An 11,587-nucleotide genomic window follows, 5' to 3' on the forward strand; every position below is an offset into this window, starting at 1 on the left:
CAGATAGCAAATCACAGATAGCAAATCACAGATAGCAAATCACAGATAGCAAATCACAGATAGCAAATCACAGATAGTAAGCCAACAAGGAATAAGTTGAATAATGAAATGGAAATTACTGGTTATCTCATGTGTCACGATAAGCATCATCGGCGGCTATTATGTTTATAGCCGTGATAGCAGCGAGAAAAAACTGGCACAAAATATTAGCCCAACAATTTCCACACCGGTGAGCATTAATGAAATAACTGTTCAGCAGCAAACGATTAAAGCCCCCCTTTCGAATAAAACCTTTCAAAAAACTAAGCTACAGCAACTTTCTTCTGCGCACGCTCAATGCCAAAAACGATTCCACAACTTTAGCGAGCAAGTTACTGATGTCCACAGTGGGATAATTGCAGCACTAGAACAAGAGTTGAGGCAAGGTAAAACTGAACGCGAACTGCTTTCCTTTCAGAGTCAATACCAAACATTCTACGATAGTTATCAGGACTTGCTAATTGAAGCTAAAATCAATATCGAAAAAAACAAGTACTCTATCACTCGAGCTAGCTCCATTTTAAAAGACTGGAGTGGAATGTCGGTCATTGAAGGGGTTAATGTCGATACTATTGATGTGTTGGTTACAGCACTAAAGCCATTAGAGAATGAACAACATGGGCTGGGTATGTCGATATCCTTAGCGCAAGATATAAACAAAGCAGATATCTATGCCCTACTTGATAATACAGACAATTTTACAACCTATTTAGAGTCTCCCCTTTATATTGCCGACAGCGCTGTTTTATCACCATCAATTCTATTTATCTTAACTGCTGAATACCTTAACCTAGAAGAATATAAGCAAGTAGTGACCTTGCAATCATTTACTGTCAACGACGTCGCGGTGGCATTAAAAAATAATATGGCGACCGAATACTTATTTCCGTTGCTTGAGCAAACACAATCATTAACTGACTTTCCTATTTTTGCTCAAGGGCAATTCGATACCTATGAAAATCTAGCTGATATTGCAGTCGCTAATTTTAATGTTGATGCATTAGCGTTACTCAACAAATACGGTGTTAAACCGATTAATGAGCCAGGCATATTAACAGCAATGGACATAGCCATATTGAATTTGCCCCGTAGTGATGCTGAGTACATTAAACTCAAATCCGATGCAAATAAAATGCTCGACACGCTGAGTTACCTGAAAGTTCAAGGTTATAAAGCCCACGGTAGTATTAGCCTGAACGGCACAGGCATAAGCTTTAGCCCGCCGCCCAAAGGTTTCTTTCATAGCGACATGGTTTCTAATGCTAAGTTAAAATCGCTTCTTAATAGCATCCCCCTCATAGATAAAAGCTTTAATGTAAAACAGCGTGAGGTAGATGACTCCGTTATCTCGCTTGCCATTGTTGAAGCAAAAAATAAACAAATGACAATGAAGCGAAAGTCAGAGCAATGCGCATCAGTAAAGCAGCAGTTACTTGCTGAACAAAGTTTTGAAGGAAGGGATAGGGCCTATGACATCATTGATGAGATAAAGAAGGATCCCGAGCACATAAAAGAACGACTACATGAAATTGATCCTGTACTTGTCGGTATTTGGCAAGAGCTTGAACTTAACTATAAACGTGCGCCATTAAATTCAGACTCTAGTGATAGGTTCAAACGTTTATTAGCAGACGGAAAAACAGAGCAAGCGCTTGAATACAATGAGCAAACTCCACTGACACAATCACAAACAGATGCCATATTTCATTATATACTTCATGTCGATATCGAATTCCTGTCAGCATGGAATGTAAGAATTTCTCCTCAAATGCCATCAAATTTACTCCCACTCAAAGCTCTTCCAATTGAAAAATGGCAAGACTTATTACATCAAGGTTTTGATTTTTCGATAATAGACCAATCAGGAAATGATGTATTTATGGCTGCGGCTTTACACTCACCACAAGCTATCCAATTTTTAGTCGACAACAATTTTAAATTAAATTCAGATAAATATGGATTAGATGCCCTCGACTTACTATTAGAGCTTAGCTCTGAAAATGGTCAGTTACACGAGAGTTTGCCAAAACTTATCTCGCTCTACCCAAAATTTCGTGCCAGTCATTACGCTAGGGTAGCAAGAATAAAGAAATTCTTGCCAGAAGAGTATCAACAACTCATCACGATAGATAACGCCCTTACCCCGATAGCAGGCACAGAGTTAAATACGTTTAGAAGCCGATATTTTTAATAAGAGAGGAATTTAGACCTCAACAGGAAATAGAAAAAAATACGGTTAATAGCGATGAAATAGAGCGCGTTCAATTATTACCAATCAAAAAGCACACAGCCTTTTTTAAAAAACAAAAATGCCGCCTTACTAAGTACTCGTTTACGTACATAGTAAGGCGGCATTTTATTAGGCAGCTCATTAACAATAAATGCTAATGCTAACCGGGTACATCAACATTCAACTCTCAACTAAAGAGTCTCAAAGTCATCAACGTTGATTGCCGCTAAGCGTAACTCATTCGCCTTAACTAATTGTTGATGTTCATCAGAACTAATCAAGGAGATCTCGAGCGCCGAGTCAAATAAGGCAATAGGTTGTAGTTTTGCAGGTAAACTGCCATCCCTTTGTGCTTGCTTAAGTTTCTTATACAGAGCTTTGCATGAATGCTTGGCAATAAATGCTTTCTCAACTTCTGCAATACCGCCAGTGTCACCATCAAAATCTGGACACAAGAAGGTTAACCGCTCCCGCGCAGGACAAGGTTTGCTCATAGAGTTAACCAGAACGATTGATAGCTTATCGCTTGCGTCTTTAAAGCGATTTCCAAGCGGAAAGATTAACGCGCGCAGTAATAGGGCTACACCACGGTTAGGGAAGTTACGGATCGCTTCATCTAATGCTTTTGCTGCTAAGTGCAAACGCGTTGCCATAACATGGCGAACTGCAGGTAAATCATCAAACTGACGACCATTATCTTCAAATAACTTTAAGGTTGCAGAACCAAGATATAGCTGACTTAATACGTCACCCATTCGGGCACTAAGCATTTCTTTACGTTTTAAATCGCCGCCTAAAATAAGCATAGAAACGTCAGTCATCAGGGCTAAGCCTGCTGATAAACGGTTCATATCTTTATAATACTGCTTTGTTTCACCACTTACGGGTGATTGAGAAAGGCGACTACCCGTTAGCGCATTAGCAAATGCACTGAAAGCATTACGGATCGCATAACCGATGTGGCCTAATAGTAGATCGTCGAAACGCTCAAGACCTTCATTGGTATCTTTCATGCCAGCGGCTTCCATCTCTGCCAACACGTATGGATGACAACGTGTTGCGCCTTGACCGAAGATCATCAAGCTTCTGGTTAAAATATTGGCCCCTTCTACCGTAATAGAGATAGGGAGCGCCATGTAACCGTAGCCTAAATAATTCTTAGGACCAAGCTGGATCCCTTTACCTGATTGGATATCCATCGCATCATCAATGACCTTACGTCCAAGTTCAGTCATGTGATATTTTGCAATCGCCGTGACCACAGAAGGCTTAACTTTTAAGTCAATGCCCGTTGTGGTTAAACGCCTTGCTGCTTCAAGCTGATAAGTATTGGCAATAATCCGTGCTAACGCCTCTTGTACCCCTTCAAAATGGCCGATTTCGATACCAAATTGCTGACGAACAAAACTGTATGCTGTTGTCGTCTTGGTTGCCATATGACCTGATGCTGTTGAGAGCGCAGGTAATGAGATCCCGCGGCCAGCCGATAAGCATTCAACCAACATTCTCCAGCCACGACCCGCATATTGAGGACCACCAATAATCCAATCCAGTGGAATAAACACATCTTCACCACTGGTGGTGCCATTCATAAACGCCATATTTAATGGGTTGTGGCGGCGACCAATTTCAACACCAGCATGATCGGTTGGGATCAGAGCGCAGGTTATACCAATCTCTTTTGTCTCGCCAAGCAGACCATCAGGATCATACATTTGAAATGCAAGCCCCAATACATCAGCAACTGGCGCTAGCGTAATATAGCGCTTATTCCAGTTAAGTTTTAAGCCTAGTGTTTCTTCACCATTAAACTGTTGGCGACACACAATGCCAGAGTCTGGAATGGCGCCTGCATCACTGCCCGCTTCTGGGCCCGTTAATGCAAAACAAGGAATAGCACGGCCATCAGCTAGTTGCGGTAGCCAAAAATCTTTTTGCTCACTGGTGCCATAATGGGTTAATAGTTCTCCCGGACCGAGTGAGTTAGGAACCATAACCGTTACTGCAGCACTCACACTGCGACTGGCTATTTTGCTGACGATGGTAGAGTTGGCGTAAGCTGAAAACGCCTTACCGCCATACTTTTTTGGGATGATCAGCGCAAAGAAACCTTCTTTCTTGAAGTAGTCCCATAGCTCTGGTGGCAGATCTTTTCTTTCATTAACGATGTTGTAATCGTCAATCATGGTTAACGCTGTCATTACCTGATTGTCGATAAAGTCCTGCTCTTCAGAGCTCAGTGTCGGCTTACCGTAGCTATGCAGAACTTGCCAGTTAGGTTTGCCTTTAAATAGCTCCCCTTCCCACCATACATCGCCTGCTTCCATCGCTTCTTTTTCTGTATTAGAAAGCGGTGGTAGTACTTTTTTAAAAAAGCTAAATACAGGACGAGTTACTAACTGTATCCTGATATTTTTAACACTGAATACAACAACTATTGCGCCAATCAATAGTATTAATAATGTCGTAGCCATAATTTTTACATTACATCCTTAGTAAGTGGGACCGATACCCCGGCAGATAAATACGGAATAACTTTTCTAATAACTGCTTCTATATCATTGTGCTCCCCAAAATCAGCTTCTGCAATTTCAGTTAACGCATCGGCTGAGGCCATGGTGAAAACAACCGTACCTAAGGTAAAGTGTAATCGCCAAAACATCTCTGCGGGAGGAATATGAGGGGCGCTCTCAGCCACGGCTTTAACAAACAGCCCTAGATACTCGCCGTAATGCGTAGTAATGAACCAACGAAGGTGTCCCTGACTCTCAATGTAACCACGACCCAACAACTGAAGAAATGTGGTGGTACCTTCGTTTCTCAGCGCATTAAGATCGAGAAGTGGTGCAACTAACGTTGAAAAAATATCATCCAATGATGCATTCGCATTATTTTTACGAACCAAAACAATAGCGTCTGCTGCTGCAGGCATAAATACATCGAGGTAACGTGCTAATACCGCTCTGATCAGCTCTTTTTTTGAGCCAAAATGATAATTAACAGATGCAAGGTTTACTTCAGCTTTGCTTGTAATTAGTCTTAGCGAGGTTTCTGAAAATCCTCTTTCTGCAAATAATTTTTCCGCTGCATCCAGTATTCTTGTTTTCGTATCGGAGCGATTTGCCATTCCGTTGCCTTTTTCTATTTTAAACACTCGTTTAAATTAAACATTCGCTTGCTTATTGTCAAACGAAATCCCCTTAATCGTAAAAACAGACTGCTTATTGAATTGGTAATTCTGTTCCTCTGTTAATTGGCAACAAAATAAGAAAATAAACAACACAAAAACAACAAGGGATTTCAACGATGGTTATGACCTTAGCGAAAGCTTCAAAGGTATCGATGTAATCAAAGTTTTCTAAGTTTTCTGCATTGATAGCATTAACTCTAAGCACCGCAGCCTATAACAACACAGACAGTAATACCGCACCGATATAAGTCGATAAGAGTGCAGAAGCGAGAGCCAAACTGAACACCATGCTAGAAATGGGTCAGAGTAAGCCATGGCCAAAAGCGTTGGCAGCTGTTACTGGTATTCAAGAAATGGACCCCAAGGCGGTACTCGATTACTTTGACCCACTGCAAACCTGGCTAGATGAGCAAAATACTATCGCTAACCGTCAATGTGGTTGCTAATGATTAATTAGGTTTTTAAAAGCACGACAAAGTATTAGATCACGATCAATAAAAACCATTTTATCTCACATCAAAATGGCTTTTTTCTCGGGAAAGTGAATCAATGCTAGCGGATATTAACCCCTTTATGATTAGCCTCTTTGGTTTCAATTCGTTGCTGTTCAGATTTAGCCAGCATCACATAAAGCGCTCCTGTACCACCATGATGGTTTTGGGCTGTGTGAAATGCTAATACCTCATCAATCTGCGCAAGCCAAGCCACAACAAAAGACTTAGTCAAAGCGGGGATAGGTTTGGTGTTAACCCCTTTACCATGGATCACGATAATGCTGCGCTCACCACGATCCCTGCTGTGCTGCAATTGCAGGTATAACACTTCCCTCGCCTGTTTTACCTTTAGCTGTTGCAGCTCAATCTCGCGTTTAATCGGGTAACCTCCCCGACTTAAGCGTTGAAATACGGCTTCTTGAACACCATCTCGTTTAAATTCGACTATAGCGTCCGATGCGATAGGCTCAATCCCATTGATATCTGTGGTTAACTTAGCCAACTGCTCGCTCATTTCAAGCTGTTTACGCCGAGCATCTTGAGCTTGCGTCGATACCTTTTGTTCAACAATTGTCGCATTGGTATTATTTTTAAGTGGCTGAACACCTGTCATCTCTTGAAGAAAAAGATTCATTTCCTCTTCACCCATAAATCCCCCATTTACTGCGTTCACCTAACACACTGACATAGGCTCGTGAAGATGCAGATTTGATTTGCAGTCCAATTCTACACATCTTGTAAAGATCTAGTACTTTAGTTCACAGTAACCATCTATTATAGTGATATTCATTATATTATTATTTCGCCCAAATACATGCTTAAAAAAGTTGCAACAGCACTCACATTTACCTGTACTCTTTACCTTAGTTTCTTCCAAGTCGCCTTAGCAGATGATAACGAAGCACTTAACGCCGTCTATGGGCAATTTAGTGAAGCTTTTAATGAACTTGATGCAAGTATCATGGAGTCTATCTACTCTGAAGATGCCTGCTACATCCCCGAAAGCCAAGATGAAGAAATTACTTTAGGACGCGATAATATTGTTGCCCTTTACCAAACTTTTTTTGGCAAGATTAAGCATAAGAATGCCAAAATTGAAGTCGATTTTAGAGTGATCGAACGTAACATCGAAGGGTCGAGTGCTACAGATGTCGGTTACTATCTGATTCGTTTTCACCCCCCCATTGATAACGAAGAGCCAAGCAGTGAATTTGCAGGTAAGTTTGTTGGAGTATCCAACAAGAAAAGTGACGGTAAGTGGTATTTGACTGTTGATACCAACAACCGCGCCGAAGCTTCGTTTTATTATAATGCCAAGCCAAGTCCAAACCTTTATTATGGTCGCCAATTTCCAGCATTAAGCCAAAACTCAATAACCAATATCAACAACCAACAGTAACCAGTAACTTACAATCAATGACCATGACAAACCTTAATTCAGACACCGATAAACTGTGCCCTTGCTGTTCAGGCAACGTATATCAAGATTGTTGCCAGCCACTTCACCTAAAAACGCAAATTGCACAGAGCCCAGAACAATTAATGCGCTCAAGATTTAGTGCTTTTTATCTAAAGCAATTTGATTATTTAATCGCAACCCACCATGTCGATTATTTAAATGGGCTTACAGTACAAAACCTTGCACAAGAGCCGCTACCTCAATGGTTGGGCTTAGAGATTGATGCAAGTCAGCAAAATGACAGTCAGGGTAAAGTAACCTTTCAGGCTTGGTATCAATTGGATGATGAACTGGATGCCATTCATGAATGCTCAAGCTTTATCAAACAGAATGAGAAATGGTATTACACGCAAGGTGAGCACAAAGATGTGGTCTTTCCGAAACGCAATGACAAGTGTATCTGCCAAAGTGGTAAGAAGTTTAAGCAGTGCTGTGGTAAATAATCCGCTTTAATGAACTGCGGCTGCTTTTTCCAAAAATTGGCCAAACTCAGAGACACGTAACGCAGGGCTATATAAGAACCCTTGAGCCTGATGACACAGGTGTTTAGCGAGAAACTGCTCTTGCTCTTTTGTTTCAACGCCTTCGGCGGTGAGCGAAATATTTAATGCCGATGCCATTGCGATAATCGCACTGACGATTTCACGGCTCTCATGGCTCACCGACAGATCGGATATAAATGAACGGTCAATTTTAAGTTTACTAATCGGAAATTGCTTCAGATAGCGCATAGAGCTATAACCAGTGCCAAAGTCATCGATAGCGAGACCGACGCCTAATTCTGCCAGCTCATGACATAAATTAGTCGCTGAGCGAATATCTTCCATTAACTCTGTTTCGGTGATCTCAAGGATCAGGCTATTCGGTTTTAGCCTATAACGTGTTACCAACTCCCAAACTTGCTCAAATAATGATCCACTAAAAAACTGTCTCGCCGATACATTTACGTGCATCGAGATATCTATTTGATGACGTTGCCATAAATTGAGTTGTTTACAAGCCGCTTCTAACACCCAGGATCCTATGTCGTTAATAAGCCCTGTTTGTTCTGCAATATCAATAAAAGCCCCAGGATACAGCACACCTTTCTTTGGGTGGTGCCAACGAATTAATGCTTCAGCGCCGATATAGGATTGTTTCTTTAAGTCTTTCAACGGTTGGTAATAAAGCTCAAATTGTCGACCTTTAATCGCAACGGCAAGGTCTCTTTCTATCTGAGCATCTTCTTTAAAAGCATTCAGCAATGCTGAGTTAAATACCTGTATGGCATTACCTTGCTTTTTTTTCGCATATTGAAGCGCGATATCTGCACACGTTAAAGAGGACAACTGCTGTTCAATTGAGGCTAGTGCAACACGTGCTAACGCGGGTTTGGGCTCTATCTGCTCAATGCCTATGGTAATCGGAGCTTCAAGTTGTTTGTATAATCGTTCTGTTAACTGTTCGATAAGTACTTCATCGAGATCAGTTTCAAATAAAAGACCAAACTCATCACTGCCAATCCGAGCGACATCAGAGATCTGGTTAATCTCAGCAAAATGGCGCATTCGTCTTGCGACTTCGATTAACATGATATCGCCATTAGCGTGACCATAAGTATCGTTAAAGCGCTTAAAGCCTCGAAGATCGATAAGTATTAAATGCCCTGCACGAGCTTTCTTAAGTACTTTGCTAAAATGCGTACGGTTATAAAGACCTGTTAGTCCACAGCGCCAGGCTAAACGGAGCAACTCGGTTTGATGATTGTGCTGTTCAGTGCAGTTTTCTGCATTAACCAATGCAAAATGATTGCCTCTGTCAGAGATAAACCGTTTTACAGAAAAGCGCATCCAGTAAGATGTACCGTCATGGCGCTCAAGACTGACCTCTTCTTCAGAGCTCTCCCCAATACGGGCTTTTTTCAACACAGCATCTGATAACGCGGGATATTGCTTGAAAAAATCTAAAAAATGAATCTTACGTCCCAGAATGCGATCTTTAGGTACCTTGGTTACAGCCTCGTGCGCCTTATTGACGTACTCAATGCAGTCGGTTGCTAAATTAACGACCATCATAATTTGATCAGATTGTTCTGCGGCTGACAAAAAAAGCGTTAACCGCTCATCTTTGTCATAGCCGTATTGGGTAGCGAGTGTGAGTGCCAGTTGGTCTGCAACCTGAGAGCAAAGCTGAATTTCAGTATCATGCCATGGCTCTGAAATTTCAGTACGCTCAAGACTTAACGTGCCTTCTAAATGCCCATTGATTCGAATCGCCACTTCTAAAACTGACACAATACCCAGAGCTTGGTAATAGGGCTTAAGTTCAACCAGTCGACTATCATCAAGCGCATTTTCTGAAGAGATATGGCGCTCATCTTTGAGCTGAAGAATAAAGTTAGAACAAGATTGTGGTTTAGGGCGGATGTCAGTGGCTACATTAGGCAACATACTCAAGCGTGTAACTTGCTCTAATGTATTTGTCTCTGCCGACAATGCAGAAATCACTACACTTGAAACATTAAGCTGTTGAGAGAGTAACTCAGCGGCAATGTCTGCAGTGGCTTTAAAATCTCCTAACTGCTTTGCTTCTGAATTAACAATGTACTCCAACAATTGCTGAAATTGATGTTTCTTCACATGTCATCCTAATGAGGCAAGCAAATTGCTTACCAATGGCTTTAAATATAAAGCAAAAAAATTATTTTTATAGGGTACTAAATATAGGGTACTAGGTTACACGATTTAACGTAATTTCAGCAAGTTTAACTACAGCTATTACAAGCCATTTTCTAATTGAAATATCATTTTTTCAGCACTAAAAGAGAATGTTAGGTTGATTTTCACGCTCTGGCCTTGTAACTGCTTTTCAAAAGTTACGCCTTCGAAGCGCTGTTGTGCTTTTGCAATCACTTCTTCAGCCAATTGCTCACAATTTTCACCGTTTAACTCTAACTCTAGTACTGTATCGTACTCATCGATAACTGCACCCACATCCACAAAGCTACCACAGTCTGTACAAGTGTCATTAACCAAATTTGACTGCGCCTTTTGAATATTTTTCATCTTGATTTGTCTCTACTAAGATAATATGAATTAATGATTATATATCAGCAATTCAAAATAGAGCAGGATCATCATCAAGCTTGAGCAATAAATTCACTCATTTGTCGTTGCATAACTAATTGATCGGCAAAATGCGTCAACGTAATATTAGGCTTTGAGTTGACTTGTTGGTATCGATTACGAGTAGTCACCTCACAATTGGCCAAAACCTCTTCTAACTCTAATGCTTCATTTCTTCGAATAACTAATGCTTCTTCATTCAATACATTAGCCAGGCGAAAGGCCATCGCACCACTTGATTGGTGAACGTGACTGTTATCGACAATGACGTCATCAATATCAAGACGCGCGAGTAGTGTTTGTTGCTCAGGCAGCTCAAATTTAGCTCTAAGATCGCTAGATTGATGCGCATCGGTTTGAAATTGCGCCATATCACGAGCATCGGCAGATAACATAGACAGCAATAATCCAAACTCACCCCGTCGGTTTGAACCGATGGCATGATTTAGCCTCGAACCAAGTTGTGATTCGTTAACTAACGCACTAGTTACCTGCATAACACTCATTTTGCACAAAAATAAACCACTGAAATATATTGTTAAAACTTTATCGACTACATGAGTCATTACTTTAGGCATTTTTTGATATTCAATGACATTAATCACTATCTATCGTGCCTTTGGTTTACTTGTTTCTCATCAATCAGCTTGTAAGCTCATTGAGCTTCTAATTCATTACATTAAACATGAGCAACACTCTTCGTTGTACGATACCCCTCTCAGTCATAGGCCCATCGTGCCTATTTTTTCAACTGCTGTTACATGACTACTAACTACCTTTAGTTCATTGCTGCCCCTGCTTATTTGCTAATACGTTTTTAAACTCATAGCGATTGTTTTGGTAGCGAGCTAATTAATAATCATATTGAGCAAGAATACATCCGTAAAACAACTCGTTGTCAGTTAATTAACCAAACAGTCAGTTCTTTAGGGTTTATTTCATATTTTGGCTTTACAGGAGAAATATTTCTGACTACTATTGCCGCCGCAATTGAGGAGGGGTTCCCGAGTGGCCAAAGGGATCAGACTGTAAATCTGACGGCTCAGCCTTCGAAGGTTCGAATCCTTCTCC

The 11,587-nt window shown here is 40.9% G+C and carries 9 protein-coding genes and 1 pseudogene; 4 read left to right on the top strand and 6 right to left on the bottom strand.

Annotated features, from left to right (window positions below):
• Positions 1-103: 103 nt before the first annotated feature.
• Positions 104-2,230, top strand: coding sequence for a hypothetical protein (locus ACVBIU_RS20260; protein WP_447164621.1), 2,127 nt, complete (start codon positions 104-106; stop codon positions 2,228-2,230).
• 230 nt (positions 2,231-2,460) lie between these two features.
• Here ACVBIU_RS20260 and ACVBIU_RS20265 read toward each other — a convergent pair whose 3' ends face one another.
• Both ACVBIU_RS20265 and ACVBIU_RS20270 read right to left on the bottom strand, forming a co-directional pair.
• Entirely contained in the window at positions 2,461-4,743 is a 2,283-nt protein-coding gene (locus ACVBIU_RS20265) for an acyl-CoA dehydrogenase (protein WP_447164622.1), read from the bottom strand.
• A 5-nt stretch (positions 4,744-4,748) separates the two neighbouring features.
• Positions 4,749-5,396, bottom strand: coding sequence for a TetR/AcrR family transcriptional regulator (locus ACVBIU_RS20270; RefSeq protein WP_447161948.1), 648 nt, complete (start codon positions 5,394-5,396; stop codon positions 4,749-4,751).
• 329 nt (positions 5,397-5,725) lie between these two features.
• Between ACVBIU_RS20270 and ACVBIU_RS20275 the strand changes: the two are divergent.
• Positions 5,726-5,905 (top strand): annotated as a pseudogene (locus ACVBIU_RS20275) (M2 family metallopeptidase); the annotation flags it as partial.
• Positions 5,906-6,011: 106 nt separating this feature from the next.
• Here ACVBIU_RS20275 and smrA read toward each other — a convergent pair.
• Positions 6,012-6,602 carry a DNA endonuclease SmrA gene (gene smrA, locus ACVBIU_RS20280; protein WP_447161949.1) on the bottom strand — a complete coding sequence of 197 codons (591 nt, stop codon included), beginning with the start codon at positions 6,600-6,602 and terminating at the stop codon, positions 6,012-6,014.
• A gap of 165 nt (positions 6,603-6,767) precedes the next feature.
• Between smrA and ACVBIU_RS20285 the strand changes: the two genes are divergently transcribed.
• Together ACVBIU_RS20285 and ACVBIU_RS20290 are read left to right on the top strand one after the other, a co-directional pair.
• Positions 6,768-7,352 (top strand): YybH family protein, encoded by a 585-nt coding sequence (locus ACVBIU_RS20285; RefSeq protein WP_447164624.1) that lies wholly within the window; start codon positions 6,768-6,770, stop codon positions 7,350-7,352.
• A gap of 23 nt (positions 7,353-7,375) precedes the next feature.
• Positions 7,376-7,855, top strand: a complete 480-nt coding sequence (locus ACVBIU_RS20290) for a YchJ family protein (protein ID WP_447164625.1) — start codon at positions 7,376-7,378, stop codon at positions 7,853-7,855.
• A 6-nt stretch (positions 7,856-7,861) separates the two neighbouring features.
• On the opposite strand, the gene ACVBIU_RS20295 is transcribed toward ACVBIU_RS20290, so the two are convergent.
• From ACVBIU_RS20295 to ACVBIU_RS20305, 3 genes are all read right to left on the bottom strand, one after another.
• On the bottom strand, positions 7,862-10,030 hold the full coding sequence (locus tag ACVBIU_RS20295; RefSeq protein ID WP_447161952.1) for a sensor domain-containing phosphodiesterase: 2,169 nt from the start codon (positions 10,028-10,030) through the stop codon (positions 7,862-7,864).
• Between the two features lie 138 nt (positions 10,031-10,168).
• The gene (locus ACVBIU_RS20300) at positions 10,169-10,456 is read right to left on the bottom strand and encodes a DUF406 family protein (RefSeq protein ID WP_447161953.1); all 288 of its coding nucleotides are present in this window, start codon (positions 10,454-10,456) and stop codon (positions 10,169-10,171) included.
• A gap of 74 nt (positions 10,457-10,530) precedes the next feature.
• Positions 10,531-11,013, bottom strand: a complete 483-nt coding sequence (locus ACVBIU_RS20305; RefSeq protein ID WP_447164626.1) for a VC2046/SO_2500 family protein — start codon at positions 11,011-11,013, stop codon at positions 10,531-10,533.
• Positions 11,014-11,587 lie beyond the last annotated feature (574 nt).

This window comes from Shewanella sp. 30m-14 (genome assembly GCF_052977125.1).